15 protein-coding genes are annotated in these 23,547 nt (G+C 74.5%); 8 read left to right on the top strand and 7 right to left on the bottom strand.

The features are described 5' to 3' along the window. Positions 1-319 precede the first annotated feature (319 nt). The gene (locus DMB38_RS13530; protein ID WP_164716196.1) at positions 320-1,807 is read right to left on the bottom strand and encodes a CehA/McbA family metallohydrolase; all 1,488 of its coding nucleotides are present in this window, start codon (positions 1,805-1,807) and stop codon (positions 320-322) included. A 178-nt stretch (positions 1,808-1,985) separates the two neighbouring features. Next, positions 1,986-2,354: a hypothetical protein gene (locus DMB38_RS13525; protein WP_240662188.1), complete on the bottom strand. Its 369-nt coding sequence runs from the start codon at positions 2,352-2,354 to the stop codon at positions 1,986-1,988. Positions 2,355-2,467: 113 nt separating this feature from the next. Between DMB38_RS13525 and DMB38_RS13520 the strand changes: the two genes are divergently transcribed. Continuing rightward, the gene (locus DMB38_RS13520; RefSeq protein WP_125935402.1) at positions 2,468-3,409 is read left to right on the top strand and encodes an LLM class flavin-dependent oxidoreductase; all 942 of its coding nucleotides are present in this window, start codon (positions 2,468-2,470) and stop codon (positions 3,407-3,409) included. Between the two features lie 72 nt (positions 3,410-3,481). Here the strand turns inward: DMB38_RS13520 and DMB38_RS13515 are convergent, their stop codons facing one another. Further along, positions 3,482-4,678 carry an RNA-guided endonuclease TnpB family protein gene (locus DMB38_RS13515; protein WP_125935401.1) on the bottom strand — a complete coding sequence of 399 codons (1,197 nt, stop codon included), beginning with the start codon at positions 4,676-4,678 and terminating at the stop codon, positions 3,482-3,484. Positions 4,679-4,832: 154 nt separating this feature from the next. On the opposite strand from DMB38_RS13515, the gene DMB38_RS13510 reads away from it, so the two are divergent. The 3 genes from DMB38_RS13510 to DMB38_RS13500 all read left to right on the top strand — a co-directional run bounded on the left by DMB38_RS13510 (position 4,833) and on the right by DMB38_RS13500 (position 12,408). After that, complete coding sequence (locus DMB38_RS13510; RefSeq protein ID WP_125935400.1) at positions 4,833-7,541, top strand: bifunctional FO biosynthesis protein CofGH; 2,709 nt, start codon at positions 4,833-4,835, stop codon at positions 7,539-7,541. 484 nt (positions 7,542-8,025) lie between these two features. After that, the gene (locus DMB38_RS13505; protein WP_240662186.1) at positions 8,026-11,169 is read left to right on the top strand and encodes a tetratricopeptide repeat protein; all 3,144 of its coding nucleotides are present in this window, start codon (positions 8,026-8,028) and stop codon (positions 11,167-11,169) included. 129 nt (positions 11,170-11,298) lie between these two features. Next, positions 11,299-12,408: an ADP-ribosylglycohydrolase family protein gene (locus tag DMB38_RS13500; protein ID WP_125935399.1), complete on the top strand. Its 1,110-nt coding sequence runs from the start codon at positions 11,299-11,301 to the stop codon at positions 12,406-12,408. Here the strand turns inward: DMB38_RS13500 and DMB38_RS13495 are convergent. Then, positions 12,396-12,785, bottom strand: coding sequence for a helix-turn-helix domain-containing protein (locus tag DMB38_RS13495; protein ID WP_125935398.1), 390 nt, complete (start codon positions 12,783-12,785; stop codon positions 12,396-12,398). The genes DMB38_RS13500 and DMB38_RS13495 overlap by 13 nt on opposite strands. A gap of 127 nt (positions 12,786-12,912) precedes the next feature. Here DMB38_RS13495 and DMB38_RS13490 point away from each other — a divergent pair, with 127 nt between their 5' ends. Continuing rightward, the gene (locus tag DMB38_RS13490) at positions 12,913-13,581 is read left to right on the top strand and encodes an NAD(P)-binding domain-containing protein (RefSeq protein WP_125935397.1); all 669 of its coding nucleotides are present in this window, start codon (positions 12,913-12,915) and stop codon (positions 13,579-13,581) included. A 115-nt stretch (positions 13,582-13,696) separates the two neighbouring features. On the opposite strand, the gene DMB38_RS13485 is transcribed toward DMB38_RS13490, so the two are convergent. The 3 genes from DMB38_RS13485 to DMB38_RS13475 form a co-directional block, all read right to left on the bottom strand. After that, positions 13,697-13,906 carry a DUF397 domain-containing protein gene (locus DMB38_RS13485; protein WP_047016289.1) on the bottom strand — a complete coding sequence of 70 codons (210 nt, stop codon included), beginning with the start codon at positions 13,904-13,906 and terminating at the stop codon, positions 13,697-13,699. A 219-nt stretch (positions 13,907-14,125) separates the two neighbouring features. Further along, positions 14,126-14,983 carry a helix-turn-helix transcriptional regulator gene (locus DMB38_RS13480; RefSeq protein ID WP_125935396.1) on the bottom strand — a complete coding sequence of 286 codons (858 nt, stop codon included), beginning with the start codon at positions 14,981-14,983 and terminating at the stop codon, positions 14,126-14,128. Positions 14,984-15,330: 347 nt separating this feature from the next. Then, positions 15,331-16,080, bottom strand: a complete 750-nt coding sequence (locus DMB38_RS13475) for a GPP34 family phosphoprotein (RefSeq protein WP_027770634.1) — start codon at positions 16,078-16,080, stop codon at positions 15,331-15,333. 204 nt (positions 16,081-16,284) lie between these two features. On the opposite strand from DMB38_RS13475, the gene DMB38_RS13470 reads away from it, so the two are divergent. The 3 genes from DMB38_RS13470 (at position 16,285) to DMB38_RS13460 (ending at position 23,485) form a co-directional block, all read left to right on the top strand. Then, a complete protein-coding gene (locus DMB38_RS13470) occupies positions 16,285-19,551 on the top strand; it encodes a D-alanyl-D-alanine carboxypeptidase (RefSeq protein ID WP_125935395.1) in 3,267 nt (1,088 codons plus the stop codon). Positions 19,552-19,632: 81 nt separating this feature from the next. Continuing rightward, entirely contained in the window at positions 19,633-21,747 is a 2,115-nt protein-coding gene (locus tag DMB38_RS13465) for an MFS transporter (RefSeq protein ID WP_125935394.1), read from the top strand. A gap of 487 nt (positions 21,748-22,234) precedes the next feature. After that, positions 22,235-23,485 (top strand): winged helix DNA-binding domain-containing protein, encoded by a 1,251-nt coding sequence (locus tag DMB38_RS13460; RefSeq protein ID WP_125935393.1) that lies wholly within the window; start codon positions 22,235-22,237, stop codon positions 23,483-23,485. Positions 23,486-23,547: the final 62 nt, after the last annotated feature.

The following is a 23,547-nucleotide window of genomic DNA, read 5'->3' as shown; positions in this document are numbered from 1 at the left end:
AAGAGGCCGTGCCTCTTCGGGCAGAGCCGAAACCGGGGTGTCCGAAATCGGAAGGCGTGCTACGGGGACTGCGGTAGCGGCCCCGTTCTCCATCTCCGGTCGTCCCGGCTTTTCGGGAACGGGGGCCGGTCAGCCCGCCGGGGGTCGCTTGTCAGAGGGGCGGCCTACCCTGGGGCGGGAGTGCGGGGGACGTGATCCCCGCACTCCCGGCCGGCCCCGAGCGGCAGCGGCGTCCCTCCGGGATTCCGCCACCGGAGGTGCGCCGCTGCCCGGCCGGAGCGTCTGCCGCTACGCCCCGGCCCTGCCCCGCGCTCCGGCCTCAGCGGCCCAGCCAGATCGGGTTCGTCATCGCCGCCATCGCCCCCGGCAGCCCGCTCGCCCCGCCGTCCGCCGCCGGGTGGCGGACCTCCGCGCGGACGAACGCCGCGTACGACGGCGTCGTCTGCCACTCCACCGTCCCCGCGCCGTCCGCCAGCGTCGTCGCGTACAACTGGCCCTCGTCCGTCATGAAACGGACCTGCGCCTTCGCCGGGCCGCCGGTGACCTTCAGCCGTACCGTCACCTTTCCGTCCGCCGCCGCCCGCAGCCGCTCCCCGATGCCCGCGTGCTCGCCCCGCGGGCCCGACGCCGTGAACTCCAGGTCCACGTCCGCCGACTCCGCCAGCCAGCTCCGCCCCGCCCGCAGGCCCGCCAGCAGCGCCTGCCGGGACAGGTCGTCGGCCAGCACCACCGTCTGCGGCAGGCCCACGACCTGGCCGTCACGGTGCGCGTCGCTGTTGCCCACCGCCGGCAGCCAGTCCATCGGGCCGCCGCCCTCGCGGCCCGCCGTCAGGGCGTTGTCCCAGGCCGCCACCGCCAGCTCGTCGTCCGTCGTCCACGGGCCGTTCCACACCTCGACCGCGTCGGCGCCCTCGTAGCCGAACTTCCACTGGCAGCCGACGAACGGGCAGTTGGGGTGCGCCGGCACGACCAGCCCGCCGGCCGCGTGGATCTGCCGCACGTAGCGCGGGTACGCGTCGTCCCGCGCCCGGTAGCGCCAGTCGACGAAGACGCCCGGGTCGGTGCCGACCGCCAGGTAGTGCCCATTGCGCGTCGTCACCTCCTCGCCGCAGAGCACCAGCAGGTCGTCGCCCCACAGCCCGTCCCACGCGGCGTGCCCGGAGGACGTGTTGTGCTCGGTCGTCGTGAGGAAGTCGAGCTTCGCCGCCCGCGCCGCCGCCGCGGTCTCCGCGGGCGTACGGGCGCCGTCCGAGTGCACCGTGTGCAGGTGGCAGTCCCCGCGGTACCACGCCCGGCCCCGGCCCTTGGCGCGCTCCGGCGGGAACCGCGGCGGTGCGGTCTCGCCCGCCGGACCGTAGCGCAGGGTGATCGTCACCTCGTAGTCGAGACCCCGCGGGGCGATCGTGTACGGGCCGAGCACCACGTGCCAGCGGCCCGCCCGCACCGGCCCCGGCAGATACGCGGGCGTCGTCGCCGCCCGGTCCGCGCTGATCGCGAACTCCGTGCGGAAGCCGCCCGACCAGCCGCGGAAGCCCCGGCCGCCGTCGTGGGTGCCGCGCTCGTCGAAGATGCCGATGTCCAGGGCGTTGCCCGTCGTGCCCGCGGGCACCTGGGGGCGGTCGTAGCGGTACGCGACGTGGATCTCGCGCACCCCGCGCGGCACGTCGACGGGCAGGTAGACGAAGTCCGGTGCGCCCGGCTCCAGATGGCCGGTGACGGTCCGGCTGTCCTCTTCGCCGTCGGCGCCGGCGTCCGCGCCGTCCGCGCCGTCCGCCGCGCCGGCGAAGCTCACGGGGGCGAGCGTCATCACTCCGGCGGTGGCCGCCGAGAGCTTCAACAGGTCGCGTCTGTCCACGGGTGCGGTCCCTTCGCGTCGGTTCATCGCTGAGACGGTGCTACACGGGTCCTATACGCGGGTGACGCGGAAGGGAACACTGCGGGACGCGTGGGTCGTGAGCGAAGGGGAGGTACGGCCGGGACCGCCGTCAGCGCCCGCGGCGGCGGCGTACGGTGCCCGCCGCGGCGCCGATCAGGCGCATCCCCCGGCCGGCGAGGAAGTAGACCAGGAACACGCCGCCGAGGACGAGCAGCACCGGACGCCAGCCGACATCGCCGTCGCCGGTCGTCGTCCCCGTGCCGCCCGACGTGGTGGTGAACCCCGTGGCGGTCCCCGTACTCGCCGGGAACCCACCGGAGACCGTCGTCGTCGCGCCCATGGAGGCGCCCGCGTTCATGCCCGGGTCGATGTACCGGCCCGCGGCGCCGCTCGCCGAGCCGACCCCGCCCGACGACTGCGCCGAGGCGACCGCCGGCAGGAAGAGCACGTATAACGCGGCGGCGCACAGGACCGCCACCACAAGAGAGGACAGACGACGCGGCCGGAGAGACATGACGGGCCTCCCGTCTCACGGCGGGAATCGCCGCGGGGGTTGTTCCCAGCGTACGCCGCCCGCTGGATACTGCGCGGATGCGTATCTCCGTGACCGTCTTCCTCACCGACGAGACCGTCCGCCCCCCGGCCCTCGCGCGTGAGCTGGAAGAACGCGGCTTCCACGGGCTCTATCTCCCCGAGCACACGCACATCCCCGTCAGCCGCGACACCCCCGCCCCGATGGGCGAACCGCTGCCCCGCGAGTACGGGCGCACGCTCGACCCCTTCGTCGCCCTCGGTCAGGCCGCCGCCGTCACCGAGCGGCTGGCGCTCGGCACCGGCATCACGCTCGTGGCCCAGCACGACCCGATCGTGCTGGCGAAGCAGGTCGCGACGCTCGACTTCCTCTCCGGCGGCCGGTTCACGCTCGGCGTCGGCTTCGGGTGGAACGAGGAGGAGGCCGACGACCACGGCGTCGACTGGCGCGGGCGGCGGGAGCTGGGGCGGCGCCGGATGGGGCTGATGAACGCGCTCTGGGCGCCGGAGCCGACGGCGTACGACGGGGAGGCGGAGGCGCAGGAGGCGGCGGACGCGGCGGACGCGGCCGGTGCGGCGGGGGAGGGGGACGCGGCGGGCGGCTCCGCGCCGCGTACCGCCGTACGGGCGTCCGAGGCGCACCCCAAGCCCGTCCAGGCCCCCCGCCCCCGCAAGGGCGCGCCCCCGCTGCACGGCCCGCGCACGCTGCTCGGCGGCCGGCCGGGGCCGAAGCTCTTCGCGCACGTCGCCGAGTACGCCGACGGCTGGATGCCCATCGGCGGCGGCGGGCTCACCGACAGCATCCCGCGGCTGCGCCAGGTCTGGGAGGACGCCGGGCGCGATCCGGCGGCGCTGGAGGTGGTGCCGTACGCCGTGCGGCCGAGCGAGGGCAAGCTCGCGTACTTCGCCGCGCAGGGCGTACGGGAGACCGTCGTCCAACTGCCGCCCGCCGGCGAGACGGAGGTCCTGCGCGCACTCGACGCGTACGCGCAGTTCCTCTGATCCACGAGCCCTGCGTCCTGCGTCGTATGCTCGGAAAGTTGGCCTCTTCTCCGTCGTGAACGAGGGAGAGTCCTACGGCTTACGCCGCGGGGTTTTCTGCTTCGTCGCTGACTGCCCCGTCCGGGAGGACTCCCGTTGAGGTCTTACACCAGCTCCACAGACTGACACGGCCAGCCCGGCCGCCAGAAGGTTCTTCGCTGCGTTCACGTCCCGGTCGTGGGTCGCGCCGCAGTCGCACGTCCAGGTGCGGACGTTCAGCGACATCTTCGATGCGAGGGTGCCGCAGGCGGAACACAACCTGGAGGAGGGAAAGAAGCGGTCCACGACCACCAGCCTCCTGCCGTACCAGGCTGCCTTGTATTCCAGCATGGACCGCAGTTCGGTCCAACTCGCGTCCGAGATGGCTCGGGCGAGTGTGTGGTTCTTCACCATATGGCGCACGGTCAGATCCTCGATCACGAGCGTTTGGTTGTCGCGCACGAGTCGAGTGGTCAGCTTGTGCAGACCGTCGCGTCGCCTGTCGGCGATCTTGGCGTGGATCTTCGCGACACGGAGCCGGGCCCTGGCCCGGTTCGCCGAACCCCTGGTCTTCTTCGCCAGAGCGCGCTGGGCGCGGGCCAGACGGGTCCGGTCGCGGCGTTCGTGGCGGGGGTTGGCGATCTTCTCTCCGGTGGAGAGGGTCACCAGGTGGCTCAGTCCGGCGTCGATGCCGACGGCTTCCGCGGTGGCGGGCATCGAGGCGGGGGTGTCGTCGCAGAGCAGGGAGACGAACCAGCGGCCCGCAGCGTCACGGGAGACGGTCACCGTGGACGGCGACGACGCCCCCTCGGGCAGGGGCCGGGACCAGCGGACGTCCAGTGGGTCCGTCATCTTCGCCAGCGTCAGCTTCCCGTCCCGGAACGTGAATCCCGAGGTGGTGTACTCCGCGCTGGCACGGGACTTCCTCTTGGACTTGAAGCGGGGGTACTTGGCTCGCTTGGCGAAGAAGTTGGTGAACGCCCTCTGCAGATGCCGAAGGCACTGCTGGAGCGGAACCGACGACACCTCGTTGAGAAAGGCCAGTTCCTCGGTCTTCTTCCACGCGGTCAACATCGCCGAGGTGGCGTTGTAGTCGACCCGCTCCTGCCGCAGCGTCCACGCCTCCGTACGGGCCGCGAGCGCCATGTTGTAGACCTTGCGCACGCACCCGAAAGTGCGCGACAGATCCGCTGCCTGCGCATCGGTCGGGTAGAAGCGGTACTTGAACGCCCGCTTCACGCGAATGCCCATCACTCACAAATTATCACGTCAGATTGTGGGTCCCCGTAGCCCCTGGGCGGTGCACGATGAATCACCCAGCGATGATTCGTCTACCCTTGCCCCATTCCGCAGGGACCCCGATTCCACCCCTCCTGAAGGTGGGGGTATCCACGCAGGAGGCTCGATGACGAAGCTGCCGCCCGCCCCCACCGCCAACGCCATGCGCCGCGCCCTCAAGCGCGCCCGCGACGGCGTCGCCCTCGATGTGTCCGAGGCCGCCGTGCTCCTCCGGGCGCGCGGCGCCGACCTGACCGACCTTTCCGCCTCCGCCGCCCGGGTGCGTGACGCCGGTCTGGCGGCGGCCGGCCGGCCCGGCGTCATCACGTACTCCCGCAGCGTCTTCCTGCCGCTCACCCGGCTCTGCCGCGACCGCTGCCACTACTGCACGTTCGTCACCGTCCCCGGCAAGCTCCGCCGGGAGGGGCACGGGATGTTCATGTCGCCCGACGAGGTGCTGGACATCGCCCGCCGCGGCGCGGCGCTCGGCTGCAAGGAGGCGCTGTTCACGCTCGGGGACCGGCCCGAGGACCGCTGGCCCGAGGCGCGCGAGTGGCTGGAGGCGCACGGGTACGACGACACGCAGGCGTACGTGCGCGCGATGGCCGTCCGCGTGCTGGAGGAGACCGGCCTCCTGCCGCACCTCAACCCGGGCGTGGTGACCTGGGCCGGGTTCCAGCGGCTCAAGCCCGTGGCCGCGTCCATGGGGATGATGCTGGAGACCACCGCGGAGCGGCTGTGGAGCGAGCCCGGCGGGCCGCACTACGGTTCGCCCGACAAGGAGCCGGCCGTACGGCTGCGGGTGCTGGAGGACGCGGGGCGCTCCTCCGTGCCGTTCACCAGCGGGCTGCTCATCGGCATCGGCGAGACGCCGGAGGAGCGCGCCGAGTCGCTCTTCGCGCTGCGAAGGGTGCAGCGGGCGTACCAGGGCCTCCAGGAGGTCATCGTGCAGAACTTCCGCGCCAAGCCGGACACGGCGATGCGCGGCATGCCGGACGCCGAGCTGGACGATCTCGCCGCCACCGTCGCCGTCACCCGGCTCATCCTGGGCCCGGCGATCGGGGTGCAGGCGCCGCCGAACCTGGTGGACGCGGAGTACGGCAAGCTCATCGCGGCCGGCATCGACGACTGGGGCGGGGTCTCGCCGCTCACCCCGGACCACGTCAACCCGGAGCGGCCCTGGCCGCAGGTGGAGGAGCTGGCGGCGCGTTCCGCGGCGGCCGGGTTCGAGCTGCGCGAACGGCTCGCGGTCTACCCGGAGTTCGTGCGCCGCGGCGAGCCGTGGCTCGACCCGCGGGTGCTGCCGCACGTCAGCGCGCTGGCCGACCCGGAGACGGGCCTCGCCCGTGACGTACGCCCGCGGGGGCTGCCCTGGCAGGAGCCGGACGGCGGCTTCGCCGCCGGGGGGCGTACGGACCTGCACCGCACGATCGACACCGAGGGGCGCACGGGCGACCGGCGGGGTGACTTCGACGCGGTGTACGGGGACTGGGAGGCGCTGCGCGAGACGGCCAGGGAGCTGTCCGGCGACCCCGCCGCACCCCCGGCGGCGACCGCGGCGACCGCGGCGACCGCGGCGACCGCGGCGACCGCGGCGACCGCGGAGACCGACGGCCCCGCCGCCGAAGACTCCGACCGCCCCGCCGCCGACGGCCGCGCCCCCGGCCGGCTCGACCCCGACGTGCGCGCCGCCCTCGCCCGCGCCGCCGACGACCCCACCCGGCTCACCGACGCCCAGGCCCTCGCCCTGCTGCACGCCGAAGGACCCGCCCTCGACGCCCTCTGCGGCATCGCCGACGACCTGCGCCGCGCCACGGTCGGTGACGACGTCACGTACGTCGTCACCCGGAACATCAACTTCACCAACGTCTGCTACACCGGCTGCCGCTTCTGCGCCTTCGCCCAGCGCCGCACCGACGCCGACGCCTACACGCTCTCCGTCGAGCAGGTCGCCGACCGCGCCCAGCAGGCGTGGGACGTGGGCGCCGTCGAGGTCTGCATGCAGGGCGGCATCCACCCCGACCTGCCCGGCACGGCTTATTTCGACATCGCCCGCGCCGTCAAGGAGCGGGTGCCGGGCATCCACGTGCACGCGTTCTCGCCCATGGAGGTCATGAACGGCGCGGCGCGCACCGGCCTTTCCGTGCGCGACTGGCTGACCGCCGCCAAGGAGGCGGGCCTCGGCTCCATCCCCGGCACGGCCGCCGAGATCCTGGACGACGAGGTGCGCTGGATCCTCACCAAGGGCAAGCTGCCCGCGGCCGACTGGATCGAGGTCGTCACCACGGCGCACGACCTGGGCCTGAGGTCGTCGTCCACGATGATGTACGGGCACGTGGACCAGCCCCGGCACTGGCTGGGCCACCTGCGGCTGCTCGCGGAGCTCCAGCAGCGCACGGGCGGCTTCACGGAGTTCGTCACGCTGCCGTTCATCCACACCAACGCGCCGGTCTACCTGGCGGGGATCGCCCGGCCGGGACCGACGATGCGTGACAACCGGGCGGTCACCGCCATGGCCCGGCTGCTGCTCCACCCGCACCTCACCAACATCCAGACGAGCTGGGTGAAGCTCGGCGCGGACGGCGCCGCGCAGATGCTCCGCTCCGGCGCCAACGACCTGGGTGGCACGCTGATGGAGGAGACGATCTCGCGGATGGCCGGCTCGTCGTACGGGTCGTACCGCTCGGTGAAGGACCTCGTCGCCATCGCCGCCGCCGCGGGCCGCCCGGCCCGGCCGCGGACGACGACGTACGGACAGGTGCCGGAGGAGCGGCTGCGCGCGGCGGAGGCTGCGGACGGCCGGCTGCCGGAACTGCTGCCGGTGCTGGGGCAGTAGCGGGCCGCGGTACGGAGGGGGCGAACGGCGCGTACGGGAGGGGGCGCCCGGCGCGTACGGGAGGGGGCGCGCGGCGCGTACGGAACGGGACGCCCGGCGCGTACGGAACGGCGCGCGCGGCGCACCGGGCGGCTGCCCGGAGGGTGCCGGGCGGGAGCCCCGGGCCGGACCCGTCCGGCCCGCCCCCTCCGCCGCCCCGAGGCTCTAAGCTCGCCCCCGGGGGAGGTGGCGCCGTGCCCGAAGTGCGTCCGTCCATGCAGGACTTGATCCGCGACCGCCGCCGGTCGGGATTCGTCGGCAGGCAGCGCGAGATCACCGCGTACCGGGACAACTTCCGCTGCCCCCCGAGGATCCGGCGCACCGCTTCCTCTTCCACTTCCACGGCGTCGCCGGCGTCGGCAAGACGTCGCTGCTGCGCCGCCTCCTCCAGCTCGCCGCGGAGCAGGGCGCGCTCACCGCGCAGGTCGACGAGTCCGCGGCCAGCGTGCCCGAGGCGATGGAGGCGATCAGCACCCAACTCGCCCGCCAGGGCCACCCGCTGAAGGGCTTCGACCGGCTGCTCCAGCGCTACCGCCAGCGGCGCCACGAGGCGGACGCCGTCGTCGCCACCCTCGACGGCGCGCCCGGCCAGCCCGGCGCCGGTGCGCCCGGTGTGCCGCACCCGGCGGGCCCCGTGGACGCCTCGGGGCCCGTGCCCGCCGCCCAGGCGCCCGCCGCCGCCTCGCCCGCGGCCGGCATCGCCGCCCAGGCGGGCCTGGCGGGACTCGGCCTCGTGCCGGGACTCGGGGCCGTCGCCGGCGCCATGGACCCGCAGCAGGTCGCGCAGAGCCTCGACCGCTGGCGCGCCGCGCTCTCCACCCGGCTGCGCAGCCACGACGACGTGCAGCTCGTCCTCTCCCCGCTCCAGGCCCTCACCCCCGCCTTCCTGGAGGACCTGCGCGGCGTCGCCACCGCCGTCCCGTGGCTCGCCCTCTTCTTCGACACGTACGAGCGCACGGGACCCGTCCTCGACGCCTGGCTGTGCGACGTCATGACCAGCGACCGCTACGGCGCGCTGCCCGCCAACGTCGTGGTGACCCGCGCCGGGCAGCAGCGGCTCGACCCGGCGCGCTGGCCGGCCGGCGACTTCGCCGCCGAGCTGGAGCTGGAGCTCTTCACCGAGGAGGAGGCCCGCGCGCTCATCGCCGCCAGGGGCATCGCCGACGCCCGGGTCGTGGACGAGATCCTGCACCTGTCCGGGCGGCTGCCGGTGCTCACCTCGATGCTCGCCGAGACGCCGCCGGTCCGCCCCGGCGGCGCGGACCCGAGCGGCACGGCGGTGGAGCGGTTCCTGAAGTGGGTGGCGGACCCGGTGCAGAAGGCCGCGGCGCAGGCCGCCGCGCTGCCGCCGTCCCTGGACGAGGACGTGTTCCGGGTCGCCGTCGCGCCCGCGGCCGCCGGGCTGTACGGGTGGCTGCGCGCCCTGCCGTTCGTCAGCGACGAGGCGGGCCGGGTGCAGTACCACGGCGTGGTGCGCTCGGCGATGCTGCGGGTGCAGCGCGCGCAGTCGCCGCAGCGCTGGCGCGAGCAGCACCGCGCGCTCGCGGCGGCGCACGCCGGCTGGTGCGCGGAGCTGGAGGCGTCCCTGCCGGCCGGGAACGACGTGCGGGAGGAGCGCTGGCTGGACGAGCGGTGGTTCGGCCACCGCCGGAACGAGACGTACCACCTGCTGTGCGCCGATCCCCAGGGCGCCCTGCCCCGCGCCCGCCGCGACGCCCTCCAGGCCGCCGACGTCGGCCCGGCCGAGACCCGCCGGTGGGCGCAGACCATGGAGCAGGCGGGCACGGACGCCGACAGCGAGCCCGTACGGGACTGGGGCCGGCGGCTGCTGGCGGTGCTGGGGGAGGGCCCGCGCGGCGTCGTCGAGGTGTGCACGTTCCTGCTGCGGGAGGCGGAGCTGACGGAACCCGAGCGGGTGCTCGCGTACACGCTCCGCGGGCGGGAGCGCCGCAACGCCGACGAACTCGACGCCAGCGTCGCGGACTTCGACCGGGCGCTGGAACTCGACCCGGCCTTCACCCGCGCGTACGCGGGCCGCGGCCAGGCGTACGTGCTCCTCGACCGCTACGCCGAGGCCGACGCGGACTTCACCCGCTGCGTCGAGGCCGACTCCGACCGCGCCTGGTCGCTCACCCACCGCGGCCGGGCCCGGCTCTACCTGGAGCGCTACGACGACGCGAAGGCCGACCTGGACCAGGCGGTGGAGCTGGACCCGTCCCCGATGAGCTGGGCGATGCGCGGCGAGGTGCGGCGGGTCGCCGGGGACCCGGAACGGGCGATCCCCGACTTCGACCGGGCCGTGGAGGCGGCGGAGGGCGACTACGCCTACGCGTACGCCAGCCGCGCCCAGTGCCACGCCGCGCTCGGCCGCCCCGAGGAGGCGCAGGCGGACCTGGACCGGGCGCTGGCGGTCGACCCGCAGTGGGAATGGTGCTGGGTCGAACGCGGCCGGCTGCACCAGGACGCCGAGCGGTTCGAGGCGGCCGCCGCCGACTACACCCGCGCGCTGGAGCTGTCGCCCGACTACGCCTGGGCGTACGCCAACCGGGGCGAGTCCTACCGGCGGCTGAACCGCCTGGACGAGGCGCTGGCGGATGTGGACCGGGCGCTGGAGCTGAAGCCGGAGTGGTCGTGGTGCTGGGGCGAGCGCGGGGAGGTGCACCGGCTCGCCGGGCGGATCGACGAGGCGCTGGCGTGCTTCGACCGGGCCGTGGAGCTGGAGCACGACTACGCCTGGGCGATCGCCGGCCGGGGGCAGTGCCTGGCGGCGCAGCGGCAAGTCGACGCGGCGATCGCCGAGTTCACCCGGGCGCTGGAGATCGATCCGCAGCTCACGTGGGTGCTGGAGACGCGGGGCACCTTCCACCGGATGGCCGACCGCTTCGACGACTCGCTGGCGGACTACGCGCGCGCCCTGGAGATCGACGCCACGCGCAGGTGGGCGCGGATCGGCCGGGCCCGCACCCTCGGCCACCTCGGGCGGACGGCCGAGGCGTACGCGGAGGTCGAGGCGGTCCTCGCGGAGTGGCCGGACCACGCCGACGGGCTGAGCCTGAAGGGACAGCTGCTCTCCCTGGAGGGGCGGCACGAGGAGGCCCTCGCGGCGCTCGACGCGGCGTTCGCGGCGGATCCCGGCGACCATTCGCTGCACGGCGACAAGGCCGAGACCCTCATGGGACTCGGCCGGTACGAGGAGGCGCGACCGCACGTCGCGGCGGCGCTCGCTGCCGGTCCGGGGGACGGCTACGCCCGGTTCGACGACCTCCTGCTGGCGCGGCTGACGGGGGCCTCGCCGACCGCCGGGCGCTGGGCGGAGGCGGAGGCGGCGATGCTGGCGGACGGCGTCACCGACGCGGACCGGGTGCAGGCCCGGCTGATGTGCCGCGCCGCCGCCGGGGACTGGGCCGCCGCGGACGCGGCGCTGGCCGAACTGGCGTCCGCGCAGACGTACTGGCTGCTGCTCAAGGACGTACGCGCGCTCTTCTCCATGCTGGCCGCCACGCCCGCCACGGCGGCGGCGGACCTGCCCCGGATCGAGGGATATCTGCGCACAATCGATGACTTGCTCCGCGAACTGCCGGGCGGGTGACGCGGATACACCCGCTGGCCTCTCGGTTTCGCTCGATTACAGTGCTGGGCCGGAGCACGTGCGCACAGAGCGAGACCAGACAGCGAGACCTGACCGCGAGAGACCGAACGTCCGGACTGAGGTGGCCGAGTGACGACCGCACGCCGCACCTGGGGCCGCGCCGAGCAGCAGGACTTCCGCAGCAGAGTGCGCGGCTGCCTGCTCGGCGGCGCGATAGGCGACGCCCTGGGCGCCGGCATCGCGGCCGCCTCCCTGGCGGAGATACGGGCCGAGCACGGACCGCAGGGCGCCGTCGACTTCGCCCCGGCCTACGGCCGCCGCGGCGCGGTCACCGACGACACCCAGATGACGCTCTTCACCGTCGACGGCCTCATCCGCGCCCAGGTGCGCCGCGACGGCGGCCGGTGGCACCCGCCGACCGACGTGCACACCGCGTACCGCCGCTGGTACGCCACGCAGAAGGACTGGGGCCCCGACGAGCGCAAGGCGGAGGACGGCTGGCTCGCCCGCGAGGAGTGGCTGTACTCGCAGCGCGGCGCCCCCCGTGCCAGCCTGCGCGGCCTGGCCGACGACCGCATGGGCACCCTCCAGCAGCCCCGCAACCCGGAGGCGAAGGACCCGGGGGCCGTGGTGCGCTCCGCGCCGTTCGGGCTGCTGGTGGGCTGGGAGCCGCAGTTGGTCTTCCAGCTCGCGGCCGAGTGCGCCACGCAGACCCACGGCCACCCGACCGGCTATCTGGCGGCGGGCGCGTACGCGGTCGTGGTGCACGGGCTCGCCCGCGGCGACGCGCCGGAGGAGGCGGTGGCAAGGGCCCTGGAGATCCTCGCGGGGCGCCCGGGGCACGAGGAGACCGCGGCCGCGCTGCGCGCGGCGCTCGACGCCCGCGAGGGCCCGGAGCCGGGTCCGGAGCAGGTGGAGGGGCTGGGCACCGGCGAGAGCGCGGCGGAGGCCGTCGCCCTCGCCCTGTACTGCGCGCTGGCGGCCACCGACGTACGCCACGGCCTGCTCCTCGCCGTCAACCACGGCGGCGCCTCCGACGCCACCGGCTCGCTCTGCGGCAGCCTGCTCGGCGCGCAGCACGGCGAGACGGCGCTGCCCCCGGCGTGGGTGGCGGAGGTCGAGGGCCGCGGCACGATCCTCCAACTGGCCGACGACTTCGCCTTGGAGATGACCCTCGGCCCGGCACTGCACGGCGAGAGCGCCCCCAACGACGCATGGCTCCTGCGCTACCCCCGCTGACGCCGCTCGGCCCGCTCCTGCGCCACCAGCACCCCGTCGCCGTGTTCCCGCGACCACGCGGCGAGCGCCCACAGCGGCCCGAGAAGCGACTGCCCGCTCTCCGTGAGCCGGTACTCGACGCGCGGCGGCGCCTCGGCGTAGCGACGGTGCTCCACCAGCCCGTAGCCCTCCAGCCGCCGCAGCGTCTGGTTGAGGACCTTCGGGCTGATGCCCCCGATGGCCTTCCGCATCTCGGCGGGGCGCCGCGGCCCCTCGCTCAGCGCGAAGATCACGATGCCGTTCCAGGCGTGCGCGAGCACGTCGATGCCCACGCGCGCGCGGCAGTCCGCGAGAAAGGGGCTGGTGTGCACCGGGACGGCCGGCAGCGTCTCGCTCATTCGGCTCCTCCTCTTCCTCCTGCTTGCTGCTCCAGTCGTCCTTCTAGCGCATCCGTTACGCACCGATCGGTGCCTTTCGGACTTCCTAGTGTCGCCGAGGACACCGCGAAGCGATGGAGGAGCGACGATGCGTATCGGAGTGCTGGGCACCGGGGCGATGGCGGAGGCGCTGGCCGGCTCGTGGGCACGTGCGGGGCACGAGTTGCTGGCCGGCGGGCGGAGCGCGGCGAAGGCGGCGGAGCTGGCGGAGCGGGTCGGCGGACGGGCCGGGAGCCTGCGTGAGGCGGCCGGGTTCGGCGCCGTCGTGCTGCTGGCCGTGCCGTACGCGGCGCTGGCGGACGTGTTGCGGCAGGCGGGCGCGGGGGAGGGGGTGTTGCGGGGACGTGCCGTCGTCGACTGCACCAACGCCCTCGACCTGGCGACCATGGAGCCCGACCCGGACCTGCTGGCCGGGGGGCCCGGCGCCGCCCGGCGGATCGCCGGTCTCGCCGAAGGGGCCCGAGTCGTCAAGGGCTTCAACCTCGCGCCCGCCGACGTCTGGCGGCGCAGCCCGCCCGGCCCCGGTGAGGCGCGGGTCGCCGTGCCGCTGTGCGGGGACGACGAGGCCGCACTGACGGCGGTGCGGACGCTCGTACGGGACGCGGGGGGCGAGCCGGTGGACGTCGGCGGGCTGGAGCGGGCCGGGCTGCTGGAGGCGGCCGCGGTCTTCGCGGCGGGGGTGTGGCGCCAGGGCCGGCAGCCGGCCGAAGTCTTCGGCCCCGTCGCAAGCCCGGGCGCAAGCCCGGCGGCGGGGTAGGCGGCGGGACGGGGCGGAAAGGCCGGGCCCTCTCGGCCGGGACGGCGAGCCAGTCGAGAGGGCGTTCGGACATGCGGTTGTGCAGATTCCGGTCAGCTCACGGATTCACCGCCGGTCAGACCGTACGGAAAGCCCCGCCGGCCGCCTCGGCCACGAATGCGGCCCAGGATTCGGGGGTGAAGTCCAGGACCGGCCCGTCCGGGACCTTCGAGTCGCGTACGGATACCAGCCCGGGAGCGGTCGAACGCACCTCGATGCACTCGCCGTTGCCCGCGGAGTAGGTTGATTTGGTCCAGGCGCCGGTGGCGCCGAGTTCGATTGCCATGTTCTTCTCCGGTCACTGAGGAACTCAATTTCTTCCTGCCCGTTCCAGGCCGGAGTGTTGTCGACGCCCCGGCCCGACGCCGAGACGCTACCGCTCAACAACCCACCGGTCAGGGGGCTTTCACTCAACCGGATGGCGAAAGGCCGCTGCGCTTCCGGAGCGTCCGGCCACGGGTGTACCGTGCCTCCGTTCTGGGGTACCCGGTCGCGCCCCCGACTATCAGCGGGCGTACTTCTTGGCCGTATCCGCGATGAATTTCCGGGTCTGTTCTGGATTGAGCGCCTGTGCCCGCAAATGCTCGTACATCACGCTGTAGTTGTGGACGTCGTCGCTCTTCTCCAGGTAGAGATCGCTGGTGACGCCCTCCAGATAGATCACGCTGGAGTCGGACTCCTCGGGGAACTCCAGAATCGCGTACTGCCCCGTGACCCCCGGGTGCGCGCCCGTCTCGAACGGCAGCACCTGCACCGTGACGTGCGGCAACCGCGACACCTCGATCAGGTGCTCCAACTGCTCGCGCATGACCTGCGGGCCGCCCACCACACGCTGGAGCGCGGCCTCGTCGAAGACCGCCCAGAGCCGCAGCGGCTGCTCCGTCCCCTTTATCCGGTCCTGCCGCCGCATCCGTACGTTCACCCGCTTGTCCACGTCCGCCGCGCTCACCTCGGGCGAACTGCCGGCGATGACGGCCGCCGCATACTCGCGGGTCTGCAGCAGCCCCGGCACGACGAGCGACTGATAGATGCGCAGTGAGGCGGCGGCGGTCTCGAAGCCGATGTAGACGCTGTACGGCACGTCCCCGAAGGCGTTCCACCAGCCCTGCTGGCGGGATTCCTTCGCCATCTGCATCAGGGAGTTGACGATCCGCTCGTCTTCCACCTCGTACACCCCGCACAGGTCGCGGACGTCGCGCTGGCTGATGCTGCGGCGGCCGTTCTCCAGCCGGCTGATCTTCGACTGCGAGACCAGCAGCCGGTCGGCGACCTGTTCCGCGGTCATGTTCTTCTGCTCGCGCAGCCTGCGCAGCTCCTGGCCGAGGCGGCGCCGCCTGACCGTGGGGTTGACGTTGGACGCCAAGGGAGTTGCACCTCCGGGTGCGTAATCCGCGTGCGGACGTATCTCATTACTGGGTGCAGCCTGCCACCGACGGAGTGTGCGCCGCTGCGATCGTCGGGAAATCGCCGCAGCGGGCGAAGGTTTGGCCCACAATGTGCCCGGCACGGGACGGCGGGCGCCGGAGCGGCCGCGGCCGGGCGCGTGCGGAACGCAGGGCAGGGCCCCGGCCCGTCGAGTGGTCTCGACGCGCCGGGGCCCTGCGTTGCGGCTCCCGTTCCCGGCCCGGCGCACCGCCGACGCCACGCCTCGCCCGTACGCGGATGCGTGCGTACGGACGCGGCGTCGCGCGCGGCGACCGCCGGGCGGGCTCAGCGCACCGCGGCCGTCCGGATCATCCCCGCGCGGCGGGACCCCGCGGGAACTCCGGCAGGCTGCGCGACAGCCGGCGGGCGGGCCGCGGGACGGCCGCCTCCGGGGGTGCGCCGCGGCTGAGCGGTGACGCCGTTCTGCACGTCCATCACGGCGTGCGCCACCAGACCGCCCATCGGGTCGTGCCTGATCAGATCCCGGAGCCGGGAGCGCGCGGAGCGCCCCTCGTTCCCGGGGTAGAGATGCTTGCCGAGTCCGACCGCGTGGGCCAGTGCGGCAAGCGCCGCGGTCCGCGGGTCCGGCGGGACGCCGGTGCGGATCGCACTGTCCAGCCGGGCACGGATCTCCCGGCTGATGGCGGTGTCGGTTGCCTGATATCGAGTGGTGGGGAGTACCCCGCACATTTGGCTCTCCACGGCATGCACCATGCCGCAGCGCTCCAGATGAGCGAGATACGTCTGGCGCAACCCCAGACGTGGCCCACCTATCCAGTTCACCGCGCGCACGGGACTGCCCCGGCGACGCAGCAACTCCAGCGCTGTGTCCAAAGTGGGGTCCCCGGTCGGACGCGGAAGTATCACGGCGATACGATCCCCGTCCGGGGCTATTCGCCCGGCCAGAGCGAGCTCGACGAGCTGTGCTCCTGCCAGGCCGAGGTCGAGCGACTGCGGCTGTGCAGTGGTACCCGTGGCCGGGTCCAGTGCCAGCAGCAGAAGCTCCTCCGGAAGTGTTCTGCGGCTCCTGCCCATCCATGCCTCCCCGCGTGGATGAATGACAGGGTGACGCCTCTCACATTGGTCTGTCGAGAGTGCGTGGGCGCTTTGATCGGGAACCTGTAGGTATGTCGTTCTCGTCTCTCAGATGCGGGCGAGAGACGGCTGCGTCCCCTTAGGGTGGGTGGCCACGCCATGGTTGACGCGGTTGTGCGGTTGTGACGCAGGAGGAGGAAGTCGGTGGCGGTCGAGTCCCCCGGGAGGCCCGAGGAGCAGCAACCGTCGGGGTCGGCGACCGTGGACGAACGCGAACCTCGCGATCCGGACGGCGGACGTGACCCACGTCTGGCGTTCACGTCCTCCACCGACAACGCCCCCGCCTCCGCGGCGGTTCCCGCGCAGGGCGGCGAGGAGCGAACTGCCCCCGGGGCGGCGGCGGATGACAACGCGGCCGCGGCGGGCGGCGAGCCCGGTCCCGGCGCCGAGCCGGAGTCCGGGTCCGGGTCCGGGAAGGCGAAGTCGCGACCGAAGCCCGCGAGCAGGAACGGCAAGGCGCCGGCACGCGGCGAGGGTTCCGGCGCGAAGCCGAAGAGCGCGGCGGCGGCGAAGCCGGCGGACGAGGACGGCAAGGCGCCGGCTGCGGAAGGGGGACCGGAGTCGGGGTCGGGATCGTCGTCCGAGTCGAAGTCCAAGCCCGCGGCGAGTGCGAAGCGCACGGCCGGCGGCGGCAAGGCGGCGAAGTCGGCGGAGTCGGCGAGCGCCGAGGGCTCGGCGGTACGGAACGGCTCCCGCCCGAAGGCGGACAAAACACCCGCTGGAGCAGAGGGCGGGGCGGAGAAGCCCGCGAGCGACGACGGCAAGACGTCCGGTTCGTCGCCGAAGCCGAAAGGCTCCGGCGAGAAGACGGCGCCCGGCCCGAAGCCGAAGGCCGCGCCCAAGGCGAAGGCCGCGCCCAAGGCGAAGAGCGAGCCGGCACCGAAGAGCGGCAAGTCGCCGGAGCGGACCCCGGGCGCCGAACCCCCGGCCAAGCGCCCCGCCGCGGCGCCTGCCCCGAAGCCCGCCGAACCGGCCGACGCAGGTCCGGCACCGACGTCGCGGCCCAAGCCCGAGGGCGATCGGGCCGAGGCGGACGGTTCCGACGACCGGTCCGCGTCCCGGCCGGAGGCCGGTGCCGGGGCGTCGGCGGATGCCGGCGGTTCCGCCGCGCGGTCCGCGTCCGGGGCGGAGGCCGCGGGCGCGGCGGGTGACGGCGCCACGACGGCCGGCAAGCCCCACTCGGCCTCCGGCGCCTCTGGCGCCACGGGAGACTCCGCGACCGCCGCGTTCCGGATCGGGGACATCGCCCCCGGTGACGGTGGCTCGGGTACGTCGGGCTCGGCCCGGCCGGAGGGCGAGGGCGGCGGGACCGCCGCCCGCGGTGCGGCCTCCGTGCCCGGGGCCCGGGCCGGGAAGGGCTCTGAGGGGGCTCTGGGCGGCTCTCGTGGCGGCCGTGAGGGCTCGGGTGGCTCCGCGGGCTCTGAGGCCGCTGAGGCGCGTGTGGAGGGCGATCTCGCCCCCGGGCGGGCCCGGGAGGCCGCGGGTGCCGGCTCCGGCGCCCCCGAGGACACCGCGGACTCCGGTCCCGGCTCCGGCTCCGGCCTCTCCGACGACGCCCCGGACTCCGGCTCCGGCCTCGGTTCCGGCACCGGGTCCTCCGAGGGGTCCCCGGCGCGCTCCCGCGCCAAGGACTCCGCCACCGCCAGCTTCCGGCTCGTCGCCGAGGCCGACGCAGCCAAGGTCAGCGGCGACGACAGGCTGCGGGCCGCCGTCGCCGCCTGGGTGACGAAGACCGGCGACGACGAGCCCGCCGATGCCGTGGCCGGTGACGTCGAAGACGTGTCCGTGGCGGACGAGCCCGCCGACGCCGTGCCCGACGCGGGCGGCGACGGCGACCCCGCCGACACCCCGCCCGTCGGGAAGCTCGCCGGGCCCCCCGGCAGCACCTTCGTGCCGCTCAAGACCGACGCCGACCTGCCCCCCAAGCCCACCGCCGCCCCGCCGCCGCCCCCCGCGGCGCCTCCGGCGGTCCCCAGCGCGCCTCCGGCCGTCCCCGCGGCCCCCACGGCGCCCCCGGCGGTCCCCGCGCCCGCCGCGGCCCCCGACTCCGCGCCGCCCAAGCCTCCCGCCGGGCCCGACTCGCCGCCCGGGTGGGAGCGCACGCAGCAGCAGCCCCTCCCGCCGTACGAGGAGAAGCGGCCGCTCGACCTGCTCGCCGAGCTGACCAACACCCCGCCGCCGCCCGAGACCTTCACCCGTACGCTCGTACGGCGCGTGAAGATCTGGACGCCGCTGGTCATCCTGCTCGCGATCGTCCTCGGCGTGGTCCAGATGCTCCGCCCGCTGCCCGCCCCCGCGCTCACCCTCACCGCCGCCTCCAGCTACTCCTTCGAGGGCGGCACCCCCGAGATGCCGTGGCCCAGCGAGGGGCAGGCGTCGATAGACGTGGCGGGGCTCGGCAGCCTCGGTTCGTACGGGAAGCAGAAGTCCGTGCCGATCGGCAGCGTCGCCAAGGTCATGACCGCCTACATCATCCTGCGCGACCACCCGATGAAGCCCGGCGGCGACGGCGCGAGCATCCCCGTCGACGACACCGCCGTCGAGGAGGCCGCCCTCAGCTCCGAGGGGGAGACGACCGTCGAGCTGGACCCGGACTCCGAGCTCAGCCAGAAGGAAGCCCTCCAGGCCCTGCTCATCGCCTCCGCCAACAACGTCGCCCGGCTGCTCGCCCGCTGGCACTCGGACGGCGACATGCAGGCGTTCGTGGACGAGATGAACAGGACCGCCGAAGAGCTGGGCATGGACGGCACCACGTACAGCGACCCCAGCGGCCTGAAGGAGTCCACCGTCTCCACCGCCGAGGACCAGGTGATCATCGGCAAGGCGGCGATGAAGGACCCGCTGTTCAAGCAGATCGTCGCCATGCCCGTCTACACCGACAGCCGCGGCGACGACCACGACAACAGCAACAAGATGGTTCCGCTCCACGGCATCGGCATCAAGGTCGGCTCGACCACCAAGGCCGGCGGCAACTTCCTCTTCGCGACCGAGAAGAAGGTCGCGGGCGAGGAGCAGTTGATCGTCGGCGCGGTCCTCGGGCAGTACGCGGTGCCGCAGCTTCCGACCGCCATGGAGTTCGGCCGCCAGTTGATGGCGGCGGGCGAGAAGGCGCTCACGGACATGACCGTCGTGAAGAAGGGCGAGGTCGTCGGCGAGGTCGACGACGGCCTCGGCGGTACGACGCCGGTGGTGGCGACCGAGGACGTCGTGGCGCCCGGCTGGGGCGGCCTGAAGGTGGGCCTGGAACTCGGCCCCGACCGCACCGGAGAGGTGCCGCACGAGGGTGCGAAGGGTGACCGGGTCGGGGTGCTGACGATGGGCTCCGGCCAGGGAGAAGTGCGGGTGCCGGTGGCGCTGGCGGAGGACTTGGCGGAGCCTGGCATGGGGGCGAAGCTCAGCAGGCTCGGTTAGCGCCCGGGGGCGTCGTACGCCCGTGCTAGCGTCGCTGGCACCGCCCCCGGGGACGTCAAGGGAAGACGGGGAGTCGTCGCAGTGACCACCGTGCAGCCGGACCGCGAAGCCGCGTCCGGCGGCCGATCAGCAGATGGAGCCGCCGCAGGAGCCGACGGGGGCCGGCCCGCGCCTGCGTCCGCGGGCTCCGGCGATCCGGCGGATCCCGCGGGGCAGAGCACGGCGGACGAGAGCGGCGACGGTACGGCCGCGGGCGGGGGCGACGCGGCCCCGTCCGGTGCCGCCGGGGCGGGTGGCGATGCTGCCCGTACGGACGTGAAGCACGGCGGCGCTCCCGAGGGCGGCACCCTCCGTACGGAAGCCGCCGCCCCCCGCGCACCCTCCGCCGCCCGGCTGCGCTTCACCCCGCCCGAGCGCTTCCGCCCGCATCTGCGCTGGCTCGCCCAGCGCCCCGTGCTCACCACCCTCGTCGCCGCCGGCATCCTGCACATCCTGTGGCTGCTGCTCCTCGCCAACGAGGGCGGCGACCTGGCGGCGCAGGACGCCTGGGCCGAGTTCGCCGGCCGGCATCCCTCCACGGCGTACAACTTCGCCTGGTACGGGGGCATGCACCCGGTCTCGTACAGCGTCGTCTCGCCCTACCTGATGGCCGTGCTCGGCGTGCGGACGACCATGGTGCTCGCCGGCACGCTCTCCGCGGGCGTGCTCGCGCTGATCCTCGCCCGCTGCCGGTACGTGCCGCGGCCGCTGGTGCCGTCGCTCTTCGGCGCCGTGGCGCTGGTGGGGAACGCGGCCTCCGGCCGCGTGACCTTCGCGCTGGGGCTGCTCTTCGCGCTGGTCGCGATCGCGCTGGTCTTCCGCGACGACCGCGACGGCGACGAGGATGACGAGGACGATGAAGGCGAGGAGGCCGGGAAGGGCCGGCGGCCGGTGGGCGGCTGGCGGGGCACCGCGATCGTGCTCACCAGCATGCTGGCGACGGCCGCGAGCCCGGTGGCCGGGCTCTTCGCCGGGGTGGTCGCCACCGGGCTGTTCCTGCAGAAGCGGCGCACCGAGGCGTATCTGCTCGGGGCGGCGCCGCCGGTGGTCGTCGCGCTGTCGAGCTGGCTCTTCCCGTTCCAGGGGAACATGCCGATGCCGTGGATCTCCGCGGTCGCGCCGATGATCACCGCCGCGCTGATCTGGCTGATGGCGCCGGAGTCGTGGCGTACGGTCCGGATCGTCGCGGCGATCTACTTCCTCGGCACGCTCGGCGCCTGGGTCATCCCCTCGCCGGTTGGCAGCAACATCGAGCGGCTCGCGCTGATCTTCGGCGGCACGGTGCTGCTGGTCATCGCGCAGACGGGGACCCGGCAGGCGGCGCCGCGGCTGATGCGTTCGGTGGGGGCGGCGTATCTGGCGTTCGCGGCCATCACCGTGTGGGTGGTCGTCAAGCCCGTGGTCGACCTCGTGCTCACCAGCCCGACCGCGGCCTGGACGCGCGAGCTGGCGCCGCTGGTGGACCAGTTGCAGCAGGTGGACGCGGAGGCGGGGCGGGTCGAGGTCGTGCCCGTACGCAGCCACCGCGAGGCGTCCGCGCTGCAGCCGTACGTGAGCCTGGCGCGCGGCTGGAACCGGCAGGCGGACCTCGACCGGCACGAGATCTTCTACGACGGCAGCCTGACCCCGAAGACGTACCACGCCTGGCTGAAGACCTGGGCCGTGCGGTACGTGGTGCTGCCGGTGGAGGACCGGCCGGACACCGGGGCGCACGAGGAGGCGAAGATCGTCGCCGAGGGCCAGCCGTACCTGACGGAGATCTGGGCGGACGCGAACTGGCGGCTCTTCCGGGTCAACGACCCCACGCCGCTGGTCGAGGCGCCCGCGGAGGTGCGGCGGGCGGACGAGGGCGAGCTGGTCATCGACGTGAAGTACGCGGGTCCTGTGCTGGTGCGGGTGCCGTTCTCGCCGTGGCTCGGGCTGGTCGACGAGGACGGCGAGGGCGTCGAGGCGCCGCAGGTGCTGGAGGGCGACGGCTCGGACGGGGCGGACGTCGACGGGGTCCGGGAGTGGTCGGAGAGCGGGCAGCTCTACGTCAACCTGGAGGGCTGCGTCACGAAGGCCGGCGAGTGGACCCGGCTGCACGCCCCGCGCCCCGGCACGTACCGCATCTCGGCCCCGTACCAACTGCCGCGCGGGACGCACTGCCCGGACTGACGGACACCGCGGGCCGGGGCCCGCGTCGAACATGAGGCGGTGGAGGTCGGGGCTCTCGGCCGCGTTGACCGGGTACGCGGCCCGCAGCGCGACCGCGCGCGGGATCAGCCGCAGGCGGTCCGGCGGGGGGCGCGTGCGGCGCAGTGCCGGTTGGGTACGGGCGGTCTGGGCCGCGTGGCGCAGCGCCTCGGCGCCGGCGTGCGCCAGTAGTGCCTGGTCTTGCATCGGCGGGAGTTCCACGAGCCACATGCCATCGGCGACCACCTCCTCGGCCCGCGCCGCTGCCCCGTGCGCCGACCGTGCTCCCAGTGTGAGGGGGCGGGCGGGGGCGCGGGCCGATTCCGCGGGAAACGGCCGCGTGGGGGTGGGGCTGGTGGTAAAGGGCGGTCGGCTGGGTGCCGTGTGGGGGGATTGCGGACGGAACCTGACCTGAAGTGGTCCTACGGTCGGTGGCGTCCGGGTCGGCGGCGGCGAGGAGAGACGGCGGATGGGTATGCGGACGATGACGTGGGCGCAGGCCAGCGCGCGCCGGCTGGAGCGCAGCGGGCTGGCGGCGGGGGAGGGTGCCGCGGGGGCGGCGGGGAAGGGGGTCGGCGAGGGCTTCGCGGGCAGCGGTCCCGCGGGCTCCGCCTCCGCCGGCGACGTACCCGCCGGCACCCCCGCCGCCGTACTCCGTGCCCTCTGCGGGGCGCAGGCCCAGGTGCTCTCCGCCGCCGAACTCTCCGTCGGCATGCGCCTCGCCGACGCCACCCGCGCCGACGTACGCCGCGCGCTGTGGGAGGACCGCACCGTGGTCAAGACGTTCGGACCCCGCGGCACCATCCACCTCCTCCCCGCCGCCGACCTGCCCCTGTGGACCGGCGCGCTCGGCGCGCTCCCTGCCGGCTCAGGCAACGGGGGCGGGACCCTCGGCCTGCTCACCCCCGGCCAGGCCGACGCCGTCGTCGCCGCCGCGGCCGACGCCCTCGCCGACGCGGAGCTGACCGTCGACGAGCTGACAGACGCCCTCGCCGAGCGGGCCGGGTCGTGGGCGGCGGACCCGGTGATGGACGCGTTCCAGACGAAGTGGCCGCGCTGGCGGGCCGCCACCGCGCTGGCCGCGCACCGCGGCGCGCTGTGCTTCGGGCCCAACCGCGGCCGGAAGGTCACGTACACGAGCCCGCAGCGCTGGCTGCCGGGCTTCGCCCCCGCGCCCCCGGAGGAGGCGCTGAGCGCGCTCCTGCGCCGCTATCTGCACGCCTACGGACCGGCCACCCCGCAGGACTTCGCCCGCTGGCTCGCGGCCCCCGCCGGCTGGGCCCGGGACCTCTTCGCGGCGCGGGCGAAGGCGGCCGAGATCGAGCCTGTGGAGCTGGCGGGGGTGCCGTCGTGGGTGGTGGCGGGTGACGCGGCGGCGCCCGCGGAGGAGCCGCGCGGGGTACGGCTGCTGCCGTACTTCGACGCGTACGCCATCGCCTGCCGCCCCCGCGAACTCCTCTTCCCCGGGCGGGCCTACGAACGCGCCCTCGCGGGCGGCCAGGCGGGCAACTTCCCGGTGCTGCTCATCGACGGCCAGGCCGCGGGCGTCTGGCACCAGCGCCGCTCGGGCCGCCGGATCACGGTCACGGTCGAACCCCTCGACCGCCTCCCGGCCCGGCGGAGCCGGGCGCTGGAGGGGGAGGTGGAACGGCTGGGCCGGATCATGGAGGGCCGGGCGGAGCTGACGGTGGGCCGGGTGGACGTGGGCCCCCACGCGTAGCGCGCCCCCGGGGCGCCCTGTCTCCGTGCCGCCCCCGCATGCCCTCGCGCGGCCCCGCCCCG

This window comes from Streptomyces sp. WAC 06738 (assembly GCF_003945505.1).
In the GTDB taxonomy this organism is placed as follows: Bacteria; Actinomycetota; Actinomycetes; order Streptomycetales; family Streptomycetaceae; genus Streptomyces.
Note: the sequence above shows the minus strand (reverse complement) of the source record. Positions and strands in the feature narration are given on the sequence as shown.